General features: G+C 58.7%; 21 protein-coding genes. 16 read left to right on the top strand and 5 right to left on the bottom strand.

From position 1 onward, the window contains the following. Window positions 1–374 precede the first annotated feature (374 nt). The 12 genes from traI (at window position 375) to QA646_RS29340 (ending at window position 11,205) form a co-directional block, all read left to right on the top strand. Complete coding sequence (traI, locus tag QA646_RS29395; RefSeq protein WP_283060823.1) at window positions 375–1,013, top strand: acyl-homoserine-lactone synthase TraI; 639 nt, start codon at window positions 375–377, stop codon at window positions 1,011–1,013. Beyond that, the gene (gene trbB / locus QA646_RS29390) at window positions 1,010–1,987 is read left to right on the top strand and encodes a P-type conjugative transfer ATPase TrbB (protein ID WP_283060822.1); all 978 of its coding nucleotides are present in this window, start codon (window positions 1,010–1,012) and stop codon (window positions 1,985–1,987) included. Before traI ends, trbB begins: the two co-directional genes overlap by 4 nt. Beyond that, entirely contained in the window at window positions 1,977–2,360 is a 384-nt protein-coding gene (locus QA646_RS29385; RefSeq protein ID WP_283054526.1) for a TrbC/VirB2 family protein, read from the top strand. Before trbB ends, QA646_RS29385 begins: the two co-directional genes overlap by 11 nt. Beyond that, on the top strand, window positions 2,353–2,652 hold the full coding sequence (locus tag QA646_RS29380; protein WP_283060821.1) for a conjugal transfer protein TrbD: 300 nt from the start codon (window positions 2,353–2,355) through the stop codon (window positions 2,650–2,652). Before QA646_RS29385 ends, QA646_RS29380 begins: the two co-directional genes overlap by 8 nt. Before the next feature lie 9 nt (window positions 2,653–2,661). After that, window positions 2,662–5,118, top strand: a complete 2,457-nt coding sequence (locus QA646_RS29375) for a conjugal transfer protein TrbE (protein WP_283060820.1) — start codon at window positions 2,662–2,664, stop codon at window positions 5,116–5,118. Next, on the top strand, window positions 5,090–5,893 hold the full coding sequence (gene trbJ / locus QA646_RS29370) for a P-type conjugative transfer protein TrbJ (protein ID WP_283060819.1): 804 nt from the start codon (window positions 5,090–5,092) through the stop codon (window positions 5,891–5,893). Before QA646_RS29375 ends, trbJ begins: the two co-directional genes overlap by 29 nt. Before the next feature lie 4 nt (window positions 5,894–5,897). After that, entirely contained in the window at window positions 5,898–7,076 is a 1,179-nt protein-coding gene (gene trbL, locus QA646_RS29365; protein WP_283060818.1) for a P-type conjugative transfer protein TrbL, read from the top strand. Between the two features lie 24 nt (window positions 7,077–7,100). Then, window positions 7,101–7,763 carry a conjugal transfer protein TrbF gene (locus QA646_RS29360; protein ID WP_283060817.1) on the top strand — a complete coding sequence of 221 codons (663 nt, stop codon included), beginning with the start codon at window positions 7,101–7,103 and terminating at the stop codon, window positions 7,761–7,763. A 15-nt stretch (window positions 7,764–7,778) separates the two neighbouring features. Next, entirely contained in the window at window positions 7,779–8,591 is an 813-nt protein-coding gene (gene trbG / locus QA646_RS29355) for a P-type conjugative transfer protein TrbG (RefSeq protein WP_283060816.1), read from the top strand. A 3-nt stretch (window positions 8,592–8,594) separates the two neighbouring features. Next, window positions 8,595–9,032, top strand: a complete 438-nt coding sequence (gene trbH / locus QA646_RS29350; RefSeq protein ID WP_283060815.1) for a conjugal transfer protein TrbH — start codon at window positions 8,595–8,597, stop codon at window positions 9,030–9,032. 10 nt (window positions 9,033–9,042) lie between these two features. Continuing rightward, entirely contained in the window at window positions 9,043–10,341 is a 1,299-nt protein-coding gene (gene trbI / locus QA646_RS29345; RefSeq protein ID WP_283060813.1) for an IncP-type conjugal transfer protein TrbI, read from the top strand. Between the two features lie 159 nt (window positions 10,342–10,500). Beyond that, complete coding sequence (locus QA646_RS29340; protein ID WP_283060811.1) at window positions 10,501–11,205, top strand: autoinducer binding domain-containing protein; 705 nt, start codon at window positions 10,501–10,503, stop codon at window positions 11,203–11,205. Between the two features lie 3 nt (window positions 11,206–11,208). Here QA646_RS29340 and QA646_RS29335 read toward each other — a convergent pair whose 3' ends face one another. Continuing rightward, window positions 11,209–11,523, bottom strand: a complete 315-nt coding sequence (locus tag QA646_RS29335) for a transcriptional repressor TraM (protein WP_283060809.1) — start codon at window positions 11,521–11,523, stop codon at window positions 11,209–11,211. Window positions 11,524–11,772: 249 nt separating this feature from the next. Between QA646_RS29335 and QA646_RS29330 the strand changes: the two genes are divergently transcribed. Beyond that, entirely contained in the window at window positions 11,773–12,009 is a 237-nt protein-coding gene (locus tag QA646_RS29330; protein ID WP_104825904.1) for a helix-turn-helix transcriptional regulator, read from the top strand. Window positions 12,010–12,275: 266 nt separating this feature from the next. Here QA646_RS29330 and QA646_RS29325 read toward each other — a convergent pair whose 3' ends face one another. The 4 genes from QA646_RS29325 to traA are packed head-to-tail and all read right to left on the bottom strand — an operon-like array spanning window position 12,276 to window position 17,928. Next, window positions 12,276–12,884 carry a TraH family protein gene (locus QA646_RS29325; RefSeq protein ID WP_283060807.1) on the bottom strand — a complete coding sequence of 203 codons (609 nt, stop codon included), beginning with the start codon at window positions 12,882–12,884 and terminating at the stop codon, window positions 12,276–12,278. Window positions 12,885–12,900: 16 nt separating this feature from the next. After that, window positions 12,901–14,064 carry a conjugal transfer protein TraB gene (locus tag QA646_RS29320; RefSeq protein WP_283060806.1) on the bottom strand — a complete coding sequence of 388 codons (1,164 nt, stop codon included), beginning with the start codon at window positions 14,062–14,064 and terminating at the stop codon, window positions 12,901–12,903. Then, the gene (traF, locus tag QA646_RS29315) at window positions 14,054–14,557 is read right to left on the bottom strand and encodes a conjugative transfer signal peptidase TraF (protein ID WP_283060804.1); all 504 of its coding nucleotides are present in this window, start codon (window positions 14,555–14,557) and stop codon (window positions 14,054–14,056) included. The genes QA646_RS29320 and traF overlap by 11 nt, the downstream gene beginning before the upstream one ends. A gap of 59 nt (window positions 14,558–14,616) precedes the next feature. Then, window positions 14,617–17,928, bottom strand: coding sequence for a Ti-type conjugative transfer relaxase TraA (traA, locus tag QA646_RS29310; protein ID WP_283060803.1), 3,312 nt, complete (start codon window positions 17,926–17,928; stop codon window positions 14,617–14,619). A gap of 257 nt (window positions 17,929–18,185) precedes the next feature. Here traA and traC point away from each other — a divergent pair, with 257 nt between their 5' ends. From traC to traG, 3 genes are read left to right on the top strand one after another with little or no spacing between them, the layout of a single operon-like run. After that, the gene (traC, locus tag QA646_RS29305) at window positions 18,186–18,482 is read left to right on the top strand and encodes a conjugal transfer protein TraC (RefSeq protein WP_283060802.1); all 297 of its coding nucleotides are present in this window, start codon (window positions 18,186–18,188) and stop codon (window positions 18,480–18,482) included. A 4-nt stretch (window positions 18,483–18,486) separates the two neighbouring features. Beyond that, window positions 18,487–18,702 (top strand): type IV conjugative transfer system coupling protein TraD, encoded by a 216-nt coding sequence (locus QA646_RS29300; RefSeq protein ID WP_283060801.1) that lies wholly within the window; start codon window positions 18,487–18,489, stop codon window positions 18,700–18,702. Next, window positions 18,695–20,617, top strand: a complete 1,923-nt coding sequence (gene traG / locus QA646_RS29295) for a Ti-type conjugative transfer system protein TraG (protein WP_283060799.1) — start codon at window positions 18,695–18,697, stop codon at window positions 20,615–20,617. The genes QA646_RS29300 and traG overlap by 8 nt, the downstream gene beginning before the upstream one ends. Window positions 20,618–20,910 lie beyond the last annotated feature (293 nt).

The following is a 20,910-nucleotide window of genomic DNA, read 5'->3' as shown; positions in this document are numbered from 1 at the left end:
TGTCAGAAATCTTTCAGATAACGGTTTTCGGCCCGATAATGCCACTGAACCGTTATTATGTCCGATTCTCCCGGGCCGGCAAGGAAAATGCGGCTAATAAACTGTTAATAGGCGGGACGCCCCTTGACCTATGGTTAACGCCGCGATCGGCGTTTCACCTGTGAATCCAATCTGTTACTGCTCCGTACCGCAACGTTCGTTGCGTATTTGTTCGCTGATGATTCCTACAACTAAGGGGATAACGCGGGATCAGATCAGCACGTCCTCACGCAAAACGGCGCGACTCACCGAAATACCTTGTAGGATTCTACAACTGCCCAGCCATTCTAATCCGTGCTGCTCTTTGTCGATAAATTTAAGCGACGGAGATCAGCATGAAAGTTGTTGCGATATCGACAAGACAGGGGCTTTCCGCACAGCACCTTCTCGAAGCACATCATCGACTTCGAGCTCAGGTGTTTTCAGATCGATTGGGTTGGGAGGTTGGGGTTCTTGACGGCCGGGAAGCGGACGCCTTCGACGCTCTCCAGCCGACTTACATTCTCGCCGTATCGGATAGCGCTCGTGTGGCAGGATGCGCTAGGCTCCTGCCAGCCATGGGTCCAACGATGGTGACGCATGTCTTTTCCTCACTGCTGACACACGGACAACTAAACGCCCATCCATCTATGATCGAAAGCTCCCGCTTTTGCGTGGACACGACCTTGGTCGATCTTCGCGGAGGGGGCCTCGTCCACGAGGCCACTTTGACCATGTTCGCGGGCATCATCGAATGGTGCATCGCAAATGGGTACACGGAGCTCGTCACGGTGACCGATCTTCGATTTGAGCGGATCCTTGCACGCGTTGGATGGCGCCTGTCACGATTGGGCGAACCCAAGAATATTGGCAAGACAATAGCCGTCGCGGGCACCTTACCGGTGAACGCCGAGACATTCCTCCGGCTTCGCCCATCCAATTACCACTCTGAATTCATCTCGCCAGATGGGCAGTGGAAAAGGAGAGATCCGTGAACCAGCTCCGCTCTCACCACCGGCTTGTCTGCAAACTTCAAGACGCGCTCGGCCATAAGCTGTGCGCCGCATTGGAAGAAGTGGATGTGATCGAAATAATGCTCAATCCGGACGGAAAGCTCTTTATTGAGCGCCTCGCTCACGGCGTTGCGGCGGCCGGCGAAATGTCGCCCGTCGCGGCGGAAACCGTGATCGGAATTGTGGCGCATTTCATTCAGTCCCAGGTAGACACGAAGCAACCCATCATCTCCGGCGAGCTCCCGATAGGTGGGCACCGCTTCGAAGGCCTCTTACCACCAGCGGTCGCCAAGCCAGCCTTTACGATCCGCCGCCGTGCCCCACGCCCAATTCCGCTCGAAGAATATGTGCGCTCAGGCGCGCTGACGAGATACCACGCCTTGATGATCCGAAATGCGATTTCCAAAAGGCTAAACATCATCGTATCCGGGGGCGCCGGTTCTGGCAAAACGACGCTTGCGAACGCGTTGATCGATGAGATCGTCAAATTCGCCCCCGAAGACCGTCTGGTGATCCTCGAAGACACCGCCGAAATTCATTGTTCGGCCGAGAACGCCGTTCTTCTACATACCAGCGATACCGTTGACATGGCGCGACTGTTGAAGAGCACGATGCGACTGCGCCCCGACAGGATTGTCGTCGGCGAAGTCCGCGACGGTGCCGCGTTGACTCTGTTGAAGGCGTGGAACACCGGTCATCCCGGAGGCGTGGCGACAATTCACTCGAACACCGCCATGTCGGCGCTCCGCCGCCTTGAACAATTGACCGCGGAAGCGAGCCAGCAGCCGATGCACGAGGTTATCGGTGAGGCGGTCGACCTCATCATTTCCATTGAACGGACACCGCGCGGGCGGCGGGTTCGAGACGTCATCCAAATCGAACGGTTCGCGGAGGGCCAATACGAGATCGGTTCAGACCAAGTCGATGAAGAAGAGGAGTCCCGTCATGTCGCGTAAGGCTTCCGTCGTCACGGTCGCATTTTCTGTCCTAACCATGGTGCTCGCTTCGCGTGATCCGGCACTCGCCAGTTCGGGCGGTGGCGGACTGCCCTGGGAAGGACCATTGCAGCAGATTCAGGAGTCGATCACCGGACCCGTGGCAGGATACATCGCACTTGCGGCTGTCGCCATAGCCGGCGGCATGCTCATATTTGGTGGGGAGTTGAACGACTTCGCACGGCGACTTGTGTACGTGGTTCTCGTCGCCGGCATTCTGCTCGGTGCCACGACCATTGTGGGCCTGTTCGGTGCGACTGGTGCTTCAATTGGCCTGACGAGGGAGCTGATCGCCTCGGACGGCTTGAAAGGCGCAGGAGTGACCAATGGCTGAGTCCGCGTCCGGTCTGCAGCGGAACCGCATCCACCGCGCGCTTTCGCGCTCGAACCTTCTGATGGGCGCGGACCGGGAACTGGTGCTGATCACCGGCCTTGCCGCAGTCATCCTCATCTTCGTCGTCCTCACGATCTATTCCGCGCTCTTCGGCGCTGCCGTCTGGATCGTCGTCCTCGGGCTCCTGAGAATGATGGCAAAGGCAGATCCGCTCATGCGACGGGTCTATGTCCGCCATATCTCGTACAAACATTCGTATAAGGCGACCTCCTCGCCGTGGCGCCGGTATTGAGGGGAAGGCATGGTCGCTCTCAAACGTTTCCGGGCCACCGGCCCATCCTTTGCGGATCTCGTTCCCTATGCCGGCCTCGTCGACAATGGTGTTCTTCTGTTGAAAGACGGAAGCCTGATGGCCGGCTGGTATTTTGCCGGGCCGGATTCCGAAAGCGCAACGGACCTCGAGCGCAACGAACTGTCACGGCAGATCAATACGATCCTGTCGAGACTCGGAAGCGGCTGGATGATCCAGGTTGAGGCGATTCGGATCCCGACGTTCGACTATCCGTCGGACGATCGTTGCCACTTTCCCGATGCGGTCACCCGCGCGATCGACGCCGAACGGCGGGCGCATTTCGCGCGCGAGCAGGGGCATTTCGAGAGCAAGCATGCGCTCATCCTGACTTATCGGCCGCTCGAATCCAAAAAAACGGCGCTCAGCAAATACATCTACTCCGACGAGGAGAGCCGGAAGAAAACCTACGCCGACACGGTGCTGTTCATTTTCAAGAACGCTATCCGGGAGATTGAGCAGTATTTCGCCAACAGCCTTTCGATCCGTCGCATGGAAACCCGGGAAACTGTCGAGAGGGGAGGGGCGCGGGTCGCCCGCTATGACGAACTGCTGCAGTTCGTCCGGTTCTGCATCACCGGCGAAAACCATCCGATCCGGCTGCCTGCCGCTCCTATGTATCTCGACTGGATCGCAACGGCCGAAATCGAGCATGGCCTGACGCCGAAGGCCGAAAACCGCTTCCTCGCCGTCGTGGCGATCGACGGTCTGCCGGCCGAGAGTTGGCCGGGAATCCTCAACAGCCTCGATCTGATGCCGCTCGCCTATCGCTGGTCTTCGCGCTTCATCTTCCTTGATGCAGAAGAGGCGCGGCGGAAGCTCGAACGCACTCGCAAGAAGTGGCAGCAAAAGGTGCGGCCCTTTTTCGATCAGCTGTTTCAGACGCAGAGCCGTTCGGTCGATCAGGACGCCATAACCATGGTAGCCGAGACCGAAGATGCGATCGCGCAAGCGTCGTCGCAGCTGGTGGCCTATGGCTACTATACGCCGGTCATTATTCTCTTCGATCATGATCGCGAAGCCTTGCAAGAGAAGGCGGAAGCGATCCGCCGGCTAATCCAGGCGGAGGGTTTCGGCGCGCGGATCGAAACGCTCAACGCCACCGACGCCTATCTCGGCAGCCTGCCGGGCAACTGGTACTGCAACATTCGGGAACCATTGATCAACACGAGCAACCTCGCCGATCTGATTCCGCTTAACTCCGTCTGGTCGGGCAGCGCGATCGCGCCGTGCCCGTTCTATCCGCCGAACTCGCCGCCGCTGATGCAGGTGGCGAGCGGGTCGACGCCGTTCCGGCTCAACCTCCATGTCGATGACGTCGGTCACACGCTGATCTTCGGACCAACCGGCTCGGGAAAGTCGACGCTTCTGGCGCTGATCGCCGCGCAGTTCCGGCGCTACGAACGCGCCCAGATCTTTGCCTTCGACCGGGGGAACTCGCTCCTGCCGCTCACGCTCGCCGCCGGTGGCGATCACTATGAAATTGGAGGCGATGCTCAAGAAGAGGGGAGTGCGCTGGCCTTCTGCCCATTGTCGGACCTCTCCGAAGAATCTGATCGAGCATGGGCGACGGAATGGATCGAGATGCTGGTCGCGCTGCAGGGCGTCACTATCACTCCCGATCATCGCAATGCGATCTCGCGCCAGATTAGATTAATGATCGGCGCACCGGGTCGATCGCTGTCAGACTTTGTGAGCGGCGTCCAGATGCGCGAGATCAAGGACGCGCTCCATCACTACACTGTCGACGGTCCGATGGGTCAACTGCTTGATGCAGAGGAGGACGGTCTCTCGCTCGGTGCCTTTCAGACCTTCGAGATCGAGCAGTTGATGAACATGGGCGAACGAAATCTCATACCAGTCCTGACCTACCTATTCCGTCGCATCGAGAAGCGCTTGGATGGGTCGCCGAGCCTGATCGTCCTCGACGAAGGATGGGTGCCACTTGGGCATCCGAAATTTCGCGACAAAATCCGGGAATGGTTGAAGGTGCTTCGTAAACTCAACTGCGCCGTCGTACTCGCCACGCACTCCATTTCAGATGCTGAGCGTTCGGGGATCATCGACGTGCTGAAGGAATCCTGCCCAACGAAGATCTGCCTTGCCAACGGCGCCGCCCGAGAGCCCGGGACGCGCGAGTTCTATGAGAGGATCGGGTTCAACGAGCGACAGATCGAGATCGTTTCGAACGCGATCCCCAAGCGCGAATATTACGCCGTCACCCCTGAAGGCCGGCGGCTGTTCGATATGGCGCTCGGTCCCGTGGCCCTTAGTTTCGTCGGCGCATCCGGCAAGGAAGACTTGAAGCGCATTCGCGCCCTCCATTCGGAACACGGCCGCGACTGGCCGATCCACTGGCTACAAACGAGAGGAGTTTACGATGCCGAATCGCAACTCACCATCGAATAGGCTGCTCGCTGGCCTCGCGGCGGTTGCATTGACGATCGCCGCCGTCATTCCCGCGGAAGCCGGCACCGCAACTGGCGCCGCCACCGAGTGGACGCAGGTCCTCAACAATGGCGAGCTGGTCTCTTTGGTCGGGAAGTCCGGCGAGCAGATCCAGAACCAGCTCACCCAGATCAGCCAGCTCGCACAACAGATCGAAACGCAGCTGAATATCTACCAGAACATGCTCCAGAACACGGCGACGCTTCCGTCGCATATGTGGGGGCAGGTCGAAAGCGATCTCAACCAGCTGCGCAGCATCGTCGATCAGGGGCAGAGCATCTCGTTTTCCATGGGCAATGCCGATGATGTGCTGCAACAACGCTTTCAGAGCTACTCAAGCCTGAAGACCAACCTGCCAGACAATGCTTCTTTTTCAACTGCATATCAGTCCTGGTCGGACACCAACCGCGATACGATCGCAAGCACGTTAAAGGCGGCAAGCCTCACGGCCGAACAGTTCGACAATGAGGAAGGCACGATGGCCTCCCTGCGGTCGATGTCTGAGACCGCCGACGGACAGATGAAGGCTATGCAGGTGGGGCACCAGATCGCTGCGCAACAGATTGCGCAGATTCAGAAGCTTCGCGCTCTTGTCTCACAGCAAACGACTATGATGGGAACCTGGTTTCAGACCGAACAGACCGACAAGGACCTTGCGCAGGCGCGGCGTGAGAAATTCTTCAGCGGGACTGCCCCTTCCACCTCCGGCGGCGCGAAGATGAAAGTCGAGTGGTAAGCACATGACAACAATATCTCTTCGGCGGCTCCGCGCCACAATGGTGATTGCCACCTTCTGCATGCTGGCAGCACAGCCGGCACTTGCCCAAGAAGGTTCAGTGCTGACCTCATTACAGAGCCAAATCACCACGGCCGCAAAGGGGTGGGAAACCACCGTCATGGATGCGGCGAAATCCTTATTCTGGATCCTCGCGACAATCGAGATTGGCATCGCCGCCGTCTGGCTCGCATTACAGGCAGCCTCGCTAGACAGCTGGTTTGCCGAGCTCGTCCGGCGGATCATGTTCGTCGGCTTTTTTGCCTTCGTTTTGGGACAGGGACCGACCTTTGCGAAGGCAGTGGTGGATAGTCTGTTTCAGATTGGGGCTGGAGGCGGCACGGCCTCCCCAGCGGACGTCTTCAATGCTGGACTCGCCGTCGCAACGAAGATGTCGGAAAAGATACAGTTCGGTCTTTTCGAAGACAACGCGTTGGCGATCTCGGCTTCTTTTGCAATGGTCGTCGTGGTCATCTCATTCTCACTTGTTGCTGCGATCTTCGTTTCCGTCATGGTCGAAATGTATATCGGCCTGCTTGCCGGCATGATCATGCTCGGTCTGGGTGGTTCCTCCTACACCAAAGACTTCGCAATTCGATATCTGATCTATGCCTTCTCGGTCGGAATGAAGCTCATGGCACTTGTCATGATCTCGCGCATTGGGTCGGAAGTGCTGATCGGATTGGCAAACGAGCCCGACATTGGTGATCAATTCCAGACCGCGCTCGCAATCGCTGGCATTGCCGTCGTCGTCTTCATCGTCGCGATCTACGTGCCGAATATCATGCAAGGCGTCGTCCAAGGTGCGTCGGCCTCAGGCGGGATGGAGACGATCAGACACGGTGGGCAGGCCGCATCCTTTGCCACAGGCGCGGGATTCCTTGCGGCTGGTGCCGCCGGCGCGGGCGTCGCGGCAGCTCAAAGCGCTCGGGCCGCAGGGTCATCCGTCGCAGGCGCGATGCTTCGAGGTTTCGGCTCAGGCATGGGGTCCGCAGGAAAAGCGGCGGGCTCGGCTGCCAAGGAGAAGGCCATCGGGTCTCCCGGCGCCTACGCCGGGTCTATTCTGGGTCTTGCTAACGCCAAGCTGGATCAGGCGCGCAGTGGGCACAGCGGACCAAAGCCACCTCCCGAACGCAAAGACTAACAGCAGTCAGAAAGTGATTAATCGATGGCAGCGAACCGCGCCCCCGAAAACCCGTATCTTGCCGCGCGCCAGGAATGGAACGAGCGATACGGCTCCTATGTGCAGGCAGCCGCCGCGTGGCGGATCGTTGGGATCCTCGGTCTGACCATGGCCGTGATCGGCTTCGGTTACGCGATATACCTAAGCACCCAGGTGAAACTGGTGCCTTATATCGTCCAGGTCGACAAGCTCGGCACCTCGGTCACCTCAGGGTTCCCGGAGCAGATCGAATACGCGGATGTGCGGGTGGTGCGCGCCACGCTTGGCAACTTCGTAACGAGCTTCCGCAGCATCACACCGGATGCCGTGGTGCAAAAGCAATATATCGATCGAACCTATGCGCTTCTGCGAGCGTCCGATCCGTCGACCCAGAAGATCAATGATTGGTTCCGCAGCAATTCGCCGTTCGAAAAGGCAAAGTCGTCGACAATCGCCGTCGAGGTCAACAACATAGTAGCGCTCTCCAATCAGACTTATCAGATCGACTGGACCGAATACGAACGGGACCGGAAGGGCAAGGAAATCGGGACGCGCCGGTTCCGCGGAATCGCGACAGTTACGCTTACCGCGCCGCAGGACGAGGCGACCATCCGCCTCAATCCGATCGGCCTCTACGTTAGGGATTTTGACTGGACGGCACAGCTTTGAGGGCAGGGGTTTGACATGCACAGAACAGCACTAATTGCAGCCACCGGCTGCTTGGCGGGACTCGTCTTTGTGGGCAGCGCTGAGGCGCAGACCATGACGACAAATGAGGTGAATGGCACGACCATTTCCAAGAAATGGCGCGTCGCGCCCGGACTGGTGACGGCCGGCTCCGATGGCAAGGTCACCTTTCTCTTCGGCGAAACCCAGCCGTCCGTCGTCTGCTCGCCCTTGCAGGTCTGCGATATCGAACTTCAGGGCGGCGAGATCGTCCGCGATGTTCTCGTTGGAGACACTGTTCGCTGGAAGGTGGAGCCTGCCACCTCCGGTGCAATCGGCGGCCAAGCGATCCATCTGATCGTCAAGCCGTCGGAAGCAGGTCTTGTCACCTCGATGGTGGTCACGACGTCGCGGCGCACCTATCACATCCAGCTCAAGTCACATCCGAGCCAGTACATGGCACGCGTCGGCTTCGAATATACCGAGGATGTCTCGGCCAAGCTCGCAGATGTAAATTCACGGCTTGAGACCGGCGGCGTCCCCGGCACGGCGCCCGACAAGCTGAACTTTTCCTATTCCATCGGCGGAAGCGCGTCATGGAAGCCGAAGCGGGTCTATTCGGATGGCGTGAAAACCTACATCCAGTTTTCGAAGTCGATCTCAGGTCAGGATGCACCGGTGCTGTTCGTGATCCACGGCGGCCAGAACCGCATCGTCAATTACCGAATGAAGAACGATTTGATGATCGTCGATTATGCCGTCGACCAGGCGATCCTCGTCTCCGGCGTCGGCTGGCGCCAGCAGAAGATCACCATTCGGCGGGGAGGCTGAGCTATGCACAAGCTTCTCGTTGTCATCATCATCAGCGGCTTTCTCACCGCATGCCAAACTGCTGAGGATGGGGTGGACCCAAGGTCAAACGCCGCGCCAGTCTCCGGGCCTACCGCAAATGCCATCGCCGGCGACTTGGCAAGCCGGCTCGCCGAGCAGATCGGCCCCGTGAGCTCGACGACAATCAAGATGGAAAAGGACACGTCGGAGTTTGCAACGGCCCTAAAGGCGGCCCTAAAGGGCTTTGGCTACACCGTTCTAACCGACGGCAACGTTGGAAAGGACGTGAAACAGATCGAGCTCACTTATTCGATCGATGGCACTCAAGATCAGGTGCTTGCGCGGCTGTCAACACCCTCCATTGCCCTTGGCCGCGCATACAAAGCAACGGCAGCCGGTGCGACGCCGGCAAGTCCGCTCTCCATCATGCAGCGTAATTGAGGGGAGGGGTATGATCCAATCGCTCCAGCTCGGCCCTTCAAAGCAAGCCGACGATCAAAAAGGCATGCGCCGCCTCAATCGGCTGCCAATTATTACCGCCACCATCCTCATCGCGCTGTTCTTCGGCGTGGTCATGATTGGCCTATCGTGGCGAGGACTTCCCTTCAACTGGAGCAACGATATCGTCAGCACCTTGAATACACCGGCGACGAACTTCGGTGACCAGCTCAAGCGCGGCATCAGTGACGGCATCATCGGCGAGCCGGGTGAACGCGAAGAGTTCCAGCCAACACCCACCGTCGAACGGAAGCTCGAGAAGGAAGCACCTGTTATCGACCGCCGGCCCACGGAACGGCAAGAAAGACACCCTCAGCTCGAATCAGAGGAGGAATGGAGAGCCCGCTTAAAGCGGGAGCAGGATGAACAATATCTCCGCGAAGCTCAACGCCAGCGGATGGCTCGCCTGCAGGCGCGGGAAACGGCTCTAGACTCGCCTTTGAAGGTGGATATTTCTGATGTCGAGAAAACCGCTAAAAATTCCACAGACACCGGCCGTCAGACGACGACGACAGCCAACAATGCCGCGGATCTCTACGCCGCCGCATCGAAATCCGGGCTGATGGGCCAGAACGTCGACCAGAATGCCCAAAGTTCGAAGGAGGATTTCTTCAATCAGGACATCAAAGATCTTGGATATTTGCCGAATAAGGTCGTGCCGCAGATGTCGCCGTATGAGCTGAAGCGCGGCTCGGTCATTCCAGCCACGTTGATCACAGGTCTCAACTCGGACCTTCCGGGCCGGATCACCGCGCAGGTCAGCCAGAATGTCTATGATAGCGCCACCGGCTACCGGCTCCTGATCCCGCAGGGGTCCAAGTTGTTCGGCCGTTACGATTCCAAGGTTTCGTTTGGCCAGGAGCGCTTGCTCGTCGTCTGGACCGATCTGATCTTCCCGAATGGCTCGACGCTGCAGATCGGCGGCATGGCTGGGACCGATGGGGAAGGATATGGCGGGTTCAAGGATAAGGTCGATCGGCATCTCTGGCGCACGTGGAGTTCGGCAGCACTCGTCGCGATACTTGGAACCGGCATCGACATGTCGATGCCCGAAAGCTCGACGCTTGCCACCCAGGACACGGCCTCCGATGCCGCCAGACGGAATTTCGCGGAAACTTTCGGTCGCGTTGCCGAGCAGACCATCTCGAAGAACCTGAACGTTCAGCCGACAATCCGGATCCGGCCGGGATACGAGTTCAATGTCTTGGTCGATCAGGATATCGTCTTTCCCTCCGCGTACAGCAGTCACTGAGACAGCATCAAAAAACATCTTTGTTTAACATCATTTCTTAGTCAGAAGGTTTTGATTGCGGAATAGAGGTGAATAGATATTTGCGCGGGTGAGCGCAGATCTGTATCACTTCCGAAGGAGCGGGGGCGCCTTCACGTACAACGGAAAGGAGATAGGTCTGTGGATCCAGCCTTAAGCGCTCTCATTGACATGGTTGAAGCCTCATACGATGAACGGATGATCAAACGCGGGCTCAAAGGCTTCGTTCATTCGTGCGGATTTCAATTCTTTGCATACCTGCAAACGGAAGGTCTTGGCGCCCGCGCACTCAGTTCCTATCCTGAGAAATGGCAGAAAATTTACCTACGCAACCAATATTCTCGAGTGGATCCGGTCGTTACGGAAGCCAAACGCCGGATGGAGATGTTTTCCTGGGCGATCGATGACTGGCCGTCTCGGGGGAGCTCTGAATTCAAGCGTTTTCGGGATGAAGCGGTCGAACATGGCATTCGCAGTGGGGTGACGGTTCCCGTTCAAGGCAGTTTCGGCTCGATCATTATGCTGACATTTGCTTCCTCGGGGCACAAAGCTGATATTTCAAAATGTCAGAAGCATCTAAACCCGCTGCAAGCGGTGCTGGCAATTCACTATCGCCTGAAGATTATAGCTGCATCGACGATCGTCGCACCCAGCCGGCTCCTTTCGCCAAGGGAAGCGATGTGTCTTACGTGGGCGGCAAAGGGTAAAAAGGCGTGGGAGATTGCCGTTTTAATGGGAATTACCCCAAGAACAGTGCAGCACTATTTTGATAGCGCACGCAAGAAGCTGAATGCCGCGACGATCCCTCAGCTCGTGGCAATCGCGAAAGACCGCGGTTTGGTTTGACCATCATTCGTCTTTTTCGGAGGGGACATCAGGAACATATCCAAGCGCATCGATGATTTCCGAGAGTTCTTCCTGCTGCGCTTCTGACTTCTTTTGACGATCGAGATACTCATCTTGCAGGCTCTTGAGCACGTCGCTGGAAGTCGAGGCGTTGGCGGTTGCAAGAGTCCACGCTTCGTAGACGGCTTCATCCGCGGCTAGAAGTCGCCGGTGCTCTTGGATCGCAGAAATTGCTAATGCTTTCAAATCGGCTTCTCGCATCGCGCTATAACGAGACCCTCTTTTGCCGCCTGTCTCAAATGAGACCTCGTTGTCCATCCGCTTCTCCTCTTACCTCGTTTGCGACCCGCCAAGGATCGAGACCTTCCGGTAGCGTATACGCTTTGCAAAATAGATCCCATCCTTCAGTAAGATAGGTACCCACAAACTCGACAGTCCATTGCTCGCACGAAGAGGGCATCAGCGAACGCGTCATCACTCTGATTCATATGCAGATTCCATATCCGGAATACGGCTGTAGAGAATACTCCGTGGAGAAATACTCTGCAAGCCGCTGCTCTCTCCACCATGGAGATTCGAGAGGTGTTTGCACGGAATCTGAAAGCTGCGCGTCAAGCCAAAGGCCTGTCGCAAGAAGAGCTTGCGTTTCGGGCAGGTATCGATCGTACTTATATCAGTTCTTTGGAGCGCAGTGTCTATAATGCAAGCATCGACGTTGTCGATCGCCTGGCGACGGTCTTAGGTGTTGAGGCGTCTGAATTGCTGAAACGTCGGCCTGAGACAAAAATTAAGCCACTCGGATAACGAGTACCGAACTGGGAACCGGAAACAGGGCAAACAAGGACACAATGCTCGGCGCGTCCTCAACCCCGAATGTCCAACAGCCTCCTGAAGAATGATTATACGGCCATCAAATTCATCCCATTCGGCGAACGTTTACGCGGCATCCTTTTTCGCCGGTGGCGTCGGCACTTTGGAATTGCCCTTTAACTTTCTGGCCCTCGAGGAATGATTATGCATGCCGGGGATGTTCCATCCGTCGCACCGATTCCGACGTGAGAATCGAGTGCCTATTTGCCTCCAATCCTTGAAAGATCGATACGAATTCCGGCTTGGCCAATATCCTCGTTCACCTTCGTCCGCTTCTCGGGAGTGGTCACGGCGGCTGGCGGTTCATCCATGGAGCGCGCTTCGCTTTGCTGAGGCAATTCGATGGAGGCTCCTGGATCCTGCGCTTGAAATACACGCACTCCTTCGAATTCCCCGGTCTTCCAGGCATAGAGCGCGTCCTCGAAAATCTGGCGGAAGACGTCATCGCTCTTCGGATTGCCGTACCATTTGGCGACAATGCGCAGGACCTTGGCGAACATCGTCGTGCCCTTGCGCAGGTTCTCGCAGGCATCGACCAAATCCGGTGTCAGATCGGCTGCCTCCTTCACGCTGACACCGGCCGGAAACTGGGTCATGCCGACGCGAACCTCAGCTTGCTCAACATACTGGCGAACGATCGCCATGGCTTCGTCGGCCGATGTTGCCTTCGGAATTAGAATCAATCGGCCGCCTGATTTGACTGTGACCGCAAGAGGGTCGGACGACCCAGCGGCTGTCACGAACTGCTCGACGATCGTGGATGCTAATGAAGGGTCGGCGCATTGTTGGATTAGGGTAGCGTCAAGCATGACGTCTCCTTGTAAGTCAGGTGTTGAAGGAGATGACGAGGGGTTTGTCGAATAGGCGCGCCCAGGCTTCCGTGCTGGCGCGCTGGATGGCGACAATAGGGGTTCCTTTGGTCCACCATCCATTGCCGGCGGCAACAATGACATCCGGATGATACAGCATGGACTGGAGGACCGGCCATATGATCAGTTGCTCATAGCAGATCAGTGGTGCCACCCGATGGTCGGCAACCGTCACGGTCGGATTTGCGAAGAGATGCGCCCGCGCGCCGCCACTCTGACCAAGCAAGGGGCGCCAGGGTTGCCACATCGAACCAGGAACCGGCATGCGCTCTCGATAAAGGAGTTGCGCACCATTACCGGAGATGGCAATCAGAACATTGTCGTATCCGCCCGAATTGACGACCGAGGCGCCGGCGATAACGGATATGTCCGTTCCCTGTAGAGCTGTTACCCACAGCCGCTCCGTGGTCGGTGTCCAAGAGCCGAGGGCGCTTTCGGGCAGCACGATCCGACGGCGGCCGTCAGATACTCGATCCTTCACCGTGGCAATCAGATCACGGTGGCGCTGCAGGCTGATGTCGCGGCCGAGCGAAGCGCCCAATTCTAGATCGACGCCCTGCCACGCTTCCGGTAGGGCCGGTGCGGTCCAGATTGCGGCGGACCAAAGCCACAGACCTGAAAGGGCGATGACGATAGCCGGCCAAGCACGGGTTACAAGGCCGATGAGGCCGGCTGTCGCCGCGACCAATCCCCACCATCCCCATCCTGGAAACAGTACACCCGTGGCTGTGATCGGATGTGCCCAACCGGTGATGCCGAATGGTGGAATGGCCATAAGTACCGACGCCGCGAGATAACGAAATGGCCGCGTAAAGCCGCATCTCGTCCAGAACAATGTGTGGACGCCGATAAAGCTCAGCGATGCGCATAGCCAGAGCAACAGGCCCGGCCAGAGATCGGAGACGTAGAAGGTCGCGACACCTTGTGGTAATCCCCGAGAAGCCGCCAGGAAATAGCCAGCCGCGACACACGCGGCAATCAACCGCGTTCGCGCAAGCATCCAGAGGATCGGAAACACGAAGGTGACCGGAAGAAGCAGAACTTGGCCACTCCATCCCACCATTCCGATGATGATTGAAGCGGCAATCGGCAGGGCGGACTGAAGGTGGTCAAGGCGCATAGGTGAGCACCTGTTGCGCCAGGCCGACGATGCCGGAAGCTGGCAGGGGGCCGAAATAACGGGAGTCGTAAGAACTCCTGAACGCTGAATAGAGAAAGACGCTTCCAGCCGGCACGACACCGCCGGGAAATGGCGTCATCGGTCGACCTGCGCCGTCCCGCTCAGCGAGATCGGAAAATGGGATCGGGCGCCCGTCGATCGTCACGTGCGCACCGATTTCGACATGCTGCCCGGCTACGGCGATGATCGTCTTGATGAGCGGTGCGATCGCGCCCGGGCAGGATCCAATGCGGAGATACCCTCGCGCGCGCGCCTCCCGTATTGCCGCCGTAAGCGGGGGGCAAATGAAGACGAGATCCCCAACGGATGCTGGACGTTCGAGAGAAACGATACGCCAGAGACCGACGGGTTCGCTCGGTGTGAAGTTAATGCGATAACCGCAGTAAAAGACGGCCACCACGAGCGCCGCCGCGACCATCGAGATTATCGCCATGCTCAGGACCGCCAGTCGTTTATGGAAGGGAAACGGCAGGCTCACTTCATTTCGCTTTATCATTTGAGGGAGAACCCCTTGCTCTTTGATTGGCGCAGGGTTTCGATCTGCTTCAGCGACTCTGACGTCCGCTCATGCGCAGAAAGTTGCTGCACTGTCCGTATCGAATCCCATGCCGCTTCCACCTGCGCCTTCTGTCCGGCCGTCATCCCCGTCGTGACGGCATTGAATGTCTGTCCATTGGGGGCTTTCGCAGTAAGAGACGGGAAGATGCGTTCGCCGAAGCGTTCAGATACTGCTCTCGCAAACCCTTCGAGCTCGGCTTTCACCATCTTGTCCGAGAGCGCGTATTCGAGGGCCGCCGGAAGATCGTTGCGATCGATGGCGTCCCGTACGCGTTCAAGCGTCTGCTTTGCCGCCGGCGACAAGGCCGGGATATCGAGGGAAACCTTCAAACGGAGCGCGCGCTCCTCGGCTTCATATTTGCGTTCGGCCTCCGTTTGCTGACGCAGATACCTTTCCAGGTTACGCGCCAGCGCAGGCGCATTGGTGACGGCCCTTTCTCGATTTTGTTCGTCGGCGCGGCTCGCGAGGAAACCGATGTTACCTTTCAGAGCACCGAAGCTTTGCGGTTCGGAACCGATCCTGGCAATGGTGGACTTCGCAGTCGTTTCGTCCCCCAGCATTGCATCGACATTGACGGCCTTGAACGCCGCTTCCGGCTGAGCGTAAACCATGTGGAACCGGCCGGAGACTTCCGCCCATTGCTTCTTCAAGCCGGGGTCGGCAGCAAGCCGGTCTTCGACAGCCTGTTCCAGCGACCTTGAGAACGTGGTGATGCCCGATACCATGGGTTTCGGCTCCTTGATGGTGTGCGATTGAGAGGTCCTGGCGGCAGCGGTGGCGAGACTTAGCTTGCCGGCGAGCGCTGCCAGACGTGCGCCAAGCTCGGCGAGCTTCGACTTCTGGCGGAATGTCCATTCGAGGCGATCGCGAAGGACCGTGCGCGCAACGCTGACAAGGTGCAGGCCACGGGCCTCGGCAAAGCGAAGGGCCTGGCCGTAGAAACGGCCGTTCGCGTAATCGAGCGTTGTTTCCTTGCCTTGTCTGCGCGACAGGATCGGGATAAGGCCGCCCGCCTTCGCGAAAGATCGGCGGCCGTAGTAGAAGCCAAGATCTTGGCGGTGACGGGTCATGGCAACGTAGGTGAGATGGCGATCGAGCGACAAGGACGCCAGGACCTTCACCCGGTCGACGGTGGCGCCCTGGCTCTTGTGGATGGTGGTTGCGTAGCCGTGATCGACATTGGCATAGAAGCGTTGCTCGACCGTGATCTGGCGGCAGTGTTCGCCTTCTCCGACTTCTGCAACGATACGCCCGGGCGCTGCGTCTGTGAGCCTTGCCAACATGCCGTTCTTGACGCCGAGCGAACCCTCGTTCTTGAGGAACACTACCTGGTCGCCTGCGGCAAATTTCCGGTGCCCATCTTCGGTCTGAAAGACAAAACCTTCGGCGACGAGGCCACGTTCCACGAGCTTTGCGCGAGCCATGTCGTTGAGCATGCGGACGTCGCGCCGAAGATGAGCGAGAATCAGGCTGGATGTTTGCGGATCGTATTCCCGGTCCCAGTCGGCTATGAGGTTTTCGACTGCTTGCGCCTTGAGTTCCGAGCCGTTGATGCGGCCTTGCGCGCGATAAGCATCAATCGCCTTGCCAATATTGCCGCGCGCCAGGTCAAGCGAGGCATCGCGCATCCATTGCTCGCGCTGGCGGTGGATAGTTTCGAGTTCAACATAGCCGATGCGATCGGCAATTGAGCGGAAAGCAGCCCCGGCTTCGATGGGTTGCAGCTGCTCAGGGTCCCCCACGAGGGCGAGCTTCGCGCCTGCCTTGGTCGCTGCTTCGACGAACACCGCCATCTGCCGCGACGACACCATGCCGGCTTCGTCGAGGACGAACACTGTCTTGTCGTCCAGCAGATTGTGACCTTCGTTCCAGCGCAGTTCCCAGGATGACAGCGTGCGAGAGAGAATGCCGGCCTCCTTCTCCAGGCCCTCGGCCGCCTTACCGGCGAGCGCGCCGCCGATGACGCGGTATCCCGCGGCTTCCCAAGCCTCGCGCGCCGCCTTCATCATCGTTGTTTTGCCGGCGCCGGCACGCCCGATTACCGCGGCGATGCGCTCGCCGCCGGTGACGTGTGCGATCGCCGTCTTCTGCTCGTCCGATAGGCGCAAGTAACGGGCAAATGTCGCTTCCCGCACGGCGTCGGCAAGGCCGTGCGAAGATCGTTGAGACAGCCAGATTGCCCGGTTGGCCATCTCCGCTTCCAGCCGGATAAGGTCACGCGTCGTATATTTGGCCGGCAGCCGGACGCCGCTCGAAAACTCGATCCGCTCACGCTCGAGGCGGAGCGTCTCCGGGCTCTGCACGATTCTTGCCATCAGGCTTTGGAAGAGGCCGGCATCGTCGACGTAGCGGTGAAGAATCTTGGCGACGTCGCGTTCATCGAAAACGCTTTTCTCGCGGGTGATCAGGTCGAGCACGAGCTCGGGACGGCGCTGGATGCGGCGGGCGTTTTCGGCGCGACGCTCTTCGTGCAGTTCCAGCCGCTCCAGCGAAACGTCCCCGGCGGCCACCGCCGACTTGCGCTCGATCGCCTTCGCGCCGACACCAAGGTGAATGGTCGGCGTGAGCTCGATCCCCTGTTTTTCGAAGGATCGCCCGTCGACACGCATGTCCAGGCCGGCGAGCGCCAGGTGCCGGTTCTCGCAGGCAAACCAGCCGTCGCGAAACGCATTGAAGTTGTCGAGGTTTCCCGCCCAAAGCTGGTAGACGATCTTGCCTGCGTCATTGCGCATCGGTTTGCCGTCCGGTCCTTTCACTGCGACCTTCTTGGCGCCGAAACCCTCTTCGGCAAGTGGCCGGAGCGTCGTCATCAGATGCACATGCGGATTGCCCGGCGCGTCGTGATACACCCAGTCCGCCACCATCCCTTTCGAGGTGATATGCCTTTCGACGAAATCCCGCATAAGTGCGATGTTCTGCTCGGTCGAGAGTTCGATCGGCAGCGCAATGGTCACGTCCTTGGCAAGCTGGGCATCTGATCGCTTCTCGAAAGTTTCGACGCTGTTCCAGAAGGCTTCGGAGGCACCCGAAACAGAGCGATCTGCAATCATCGCCCGCAGCCATTGCGGCGCATCGACTGGAACAACGAACTCTTCGTGCAGCAGGCCTTGCTTGGCGCGATAGTCGATAGTCCGCGCCTCGCGCTCGTAGTCCATCTTGGCACAATGCCGATAAGCCGCCGACAGGACGGCGCTGCGGCCGGAGCCGCGGGCGACGATGCTGACGGAGAAATGAGGGACGGCCAAGGCGGAATTCTTTCGCGATAGTGAGCAAAATCAAGGTGTTCGGAGGCAAAATCGGCCCCGCCAGGCGCTCGTCAGAAGAACGTCGCGATAGCGACGTATAATTGCGCCCTTCGGATGCCGCTCTTGTCGAGCGGCCGGGATCATCCACGAAAGCATCGCCGTTGGCGATTGTAGGATTCACAGTAGTGCGTTGCGCACCGACATCCGGAAAAGTGGATCCGAAAGACAAGCTTTCGCACCCAAGGAGACATCCTGAGATGAAGAAACCGTCCTCTAAAATCCGCGACGAAATCGCCAAGCTCCAGGAGCAGCTCAAGCTCGCCGAAACCCGTGAAGCCGAGCGCATCGGGAGGATCGCGCTCAAGGCCGGGCTCGGCGTAATCGAAATCGATGAGGGTGAACTGCAGGCGGCGTTCGAGTACCTGGCGAAACGCTTTCGCTACGGCGGGGCCCGTTCGACCGGAGATAGAAAGGCTGGCGGCGCCCGAGAGAGCAGCTCGCCCCCAGCGCAAAACTCGTCTGGCGAGGCTGAGAGCAGGACTGGCGAGGCTTGAGCGGATGCGAAGAACCACCACGTCCTACGCACGCAAGAAAGACACGCGCGAAAAGATCGAGCTCGGCGGCCTGATCGTAAAGGCGGGTCTGCGCTACGAGAAGCGGGCACTGTTGCTCGGGCTCCTCATCGAGGCCGCTCGGCGGCTGAAAGGAGACGCGCAAGAGCGTTCACGGCTCACCGCAATTGGCGCTGAGGCGTTTGGAGAAACCAATGACTAGGATCCTTCTGCTCGTCGTACCTTGTGCTTTGATGATCCTGGCGGCCATGGGCATGACCGGGATCGAACATTGGCTTTCAGCCTTCGGTAAGACGGATGCCGCGCGGCAGATGCTGGGCCGCGCTGGCATCGCTTTGCCCTATGTCGTCGCGTCGCTCGTCGGCATCGTCTTCCTGTTTGCGAGCGCCGGGTCGGTGCGGGTCAGAACAGCAGGATCGGGCGTCGTCGCCGGAGCAATGGCGACGCTTTTCATCGCAGCCATACGTGAAGCAATGCGGCTGTCGGTGTTTCGCGAGCAGGTTCCAGCCGGCAAGTCCATCTTCAACTATCTTGACCCCGCGACGGGGATCGGCGCCGCCGCCGTCCTGATATCGGCGCTATTCGGCCTGCGGGTGGCGATCGCCGGCAATGCCGCCTTCGCGAAGGCCGAGCCGAAACGCATCTATGGCAAGCGCGCTCTGCACGGCGAGGCCGATTGGATGAAAATGTCGCAAGCCGAACAGCTGTTTGCCGGCAGCGGCGGCATCGTCATTGGCGAGCGCTACCGGGTCGACAGGGACAGCGTCGCGGCACAGTCGTTTCGCGCCGACTGCGGCGAGACGTGGGGCGCAGGCGGCATGTCACCGCTTCTTTGCTTCGACGGGTCGTTCGGCTCTTCGCACGGCATAGTCTTTGCCGGCTCGGGTGGCTTCAAGACGACCTCAGTCACGATCCCGACGGCGCTCAAATGGGGAGGTGCGCTCGTCGTCCTAGATCCATCGAATGAGGTCGCGCCAATGGTGTCGAAGCACCGCGGCGACGCTGACCGAGATGTCTTCGTCCTCGATCCCAAGCATTCGGAGATCGGCTTCAATGCGCTCGACTGGATCGGCCGTTTCGGTGGAACGAAAGAGGAGGACATCGCGTCTGTTGCGTCGTGGGTTGTGAGCGACAGCGGGGGGCGGGGGCTCCGCGACGACTTCTTCCGTGCCTCGGCCTTGCAATTGCTGACGGCTCTGATCGCCGACGTTTGCCTCTCTGGCCATACCACGCAAAGCGACCAGACCCTCCGGCAGGTGCGCAAGAATCTCTCCGAGCCAGAGCCCAAGTTGCGTGAACGTCTGCAATCGATCTTCGATCATTCGGAATCGGATTTCGTCAAGGAAAATGTGGCGGTCTTCGTCAACATGACGCCGGAAACTTTCTCTGGCGTCTACGCCAATGCGGTAAAGGAAACGCACTGGCTGTCGTACCCAAACTACGCCGCCCTGGTCTCGGGAACGACCTTTACGACGAGCGATCTTGCCGCAGGAAAGACGGACGTCTTCATCAACGTCGACCTCAAGACGCTGGAGATGCATTCAGGTCTGGCGCGTGTCATCATCGGCTCGTTTCTGAACGCGATCTGCAACCGCAACGGCGAGATGCACGGCAGGACGCTTTTTCTTCTCGATGAAGTGGCGCGCCTCGGCTACATGCGTATCCTCGAGACTGCGCGCGACGCCGGCCGCAAGTATGGGATCACGCTGACCATGATCTACCAGTCGATCGGCCAGATGCGCGAAACCTATGGCGGGCGGGACGCGACAAGCAAATGGTTCGAGAGCGCAAGCTGGATATCCTTTGCCGCGATCAACGACCCTGAGACCGCCGAGTACGTTTCCCGCCGCTGCGGCATGACGACGGTCGAGATCGACCAGGTCAGTCGCAGTTTCCAATCCAGGGGATCGTCGCGAACGCGATCGAAACAACTTGCCGCACGGCCGCTGATCCAGCCGCATGAAGTGTTGCGCATGCGCGCGGACGAGCAAATCGTATTCACAGCCGGAAACCCCGCACTCCGGTGTGGCCGTGCAATTTGGTTTCGGCGCCGCGACATGGAAGTCTGCATCAATGGGCAGTCGTTTCAATTAGGGCGGAAGTCCATGAGCTTATGATCGTAGCATCGGCTGCCACCGGACTTGAGCCGATGGCAACTATTTCGCAAGACAAATGGATACAAACGCACCGAGGTAACGGGGATGGACTTTATTTTGCTCTTTGGCGCTCTGGTGATCGCGGGCATCGCAGTCCTTCTATTTCAGTGCATTGACATGATTAATGCCTACGAAGATTTGATAAAGGAGCGCGTTCGCCACCTTCGCCTGCGAAATGACAGGCTCGAAGCCGAGCTTAAGCCAGGCGGTGGCCACGAATAGGCTATATTAATCCACCGCTTGTCTGAATGAGA

It is taken from the genome of Rhizobium sp. CB3090 (genome assembly GCF_029714285.1).
Lineage (GTDB): Bacteria > Pseudomonadota > Alphaproteobacteria > Rhizobiales > Rhizobiaceae > Rhizobium.
Note: the sequence above shows the minus strand (reverse complement) of the source record. Positions and strands in the feature narration are given on the sequence as shown.

Excerpts from the sequence above, each read along its gene's own strand:
- traI (WP_283060823.1), top strand. The coding sequence starts at position 375 with ATGAAAGTTGTTGCGATATCGACAAGACAGGGGCTTTCCGCACAGCAC.
- QA646_RS29385 (WP_283054526.1), top strand. The coding sequence starts at position 1,977 with ATGTCGCGTAAGGCTTCCGTCGTCACGGTCGCATTTTCTGTCCTAACC.
- QA646_RS29380 (WP_283060821.1), top strand. The coding sequence starts at position 2,353 with ATGGCTGAGTCCGCGTCCGGTCTGCAGCGGAACCGCATCCACCGCGCG.
- QA646_RS29375 (WP_283060820.1), top strand. The coding sequence starts at position 2,662 with ATGGTCGCTCTCAAACGTTTCCGGGCCACCGGCCCATCCTTTGCGGAT.
- trbJ (WP_283060819.1), top strand. The coding sequence starts at position 5,090 with ATGCCGAATCGCAACTCACCATCGAATAGGCTGCTCGCTGGCCTCGCG.
- trbL (WP_283060818.1), top strand. The coding sequence starts at position 5,898 with ATGACAACAATATCTCTTCGGCGGCTCCGCGCCACAATGGTGATTGCC.
- QA646_RS29360 (WP_283060817.1), top strand. The coding sequence starts at position 7,101 with ATGGCAGCGAACCGCGCCCCCGAAAACCCGTATCTTGCCGCGCGCCAG.
- trbG (WP_283060816.1), top strand. The coding sequence starts at position 7,779 with ATGCACAGAACAGCACTAATTGCAGCCACCGGCTGCTTGGCGGGACTC.
- trbH (WP_283060815.1), top strand. The coding sequence starts at position 8,595 with ATGCACAAGCTTCTCGTTGTCATCATCATCAGCGGCTTTCTCACCGCA.
- trbI (WP_283060813.1), top strand. The coding sequence starts at position 9,043 with ATGATCCAATCGCTCCAGCTCGGCCCTTCAAAGCAAGCCGACGATCAA.
- QA646_RS29335 (WP_283060809.1), bottom strand. The coding sequence starts at position 11,523 with ATGGACAACGAGGTCTCATTTGAGACAGGCGGCAAAAGAGGGTCTCGT.
- QA646_RS29330 (WP_104825904.1), top strand. The coding sequence starts at position 11,773 with ATGGAGATTCGAGAGGTGTTTGCACGGAATCTGAAAGCTGCGCGTCAA.
- QA646_RS29325 (WP_283060807.1), bottom strand. The coding sequence starts at position 12,884 with ATGCTTGACGCTACCCTAATCCAACAATGCGCCGACCCTTCATTAGCA.
- QA646_RS29320 (WP_283060806.1), bottom strand. The coding sequence starts at position 14,064 with ATGCGCCTTGACCACCTTCAGTCCGCCCTGCCGATTGCCGCTTCAATC.
- traF (WP_283060804.1), bottom strand. The coding sequence starts at position 14,557 with ATGGCGATAATCTCGATGGTCGCGGCGGCGCTCGTGGTGGCCGTCTTT.
- traC (WP_283060802.1), top strand. The coding sequence starts at position 18,186 with ATGAAGAAACCGTCCTCTAAAATCCGCGACGAAATCGCCAAGCTCCAG.
- QA646_RS29300 (WP_283060801.1), top strand. The coding sequence starts at position 18,487 with ATGCGAAGAACCACCACGTCCTACGCACGCAAGAAAGACACGCGCGAA.
- traG (WP_283060799.1), top strand. The coding sequence starts at position 18,695 with ATGACTAGGATCCTTCTGCTCGTCGTACCTTGTGCTTTGATGATCCTG.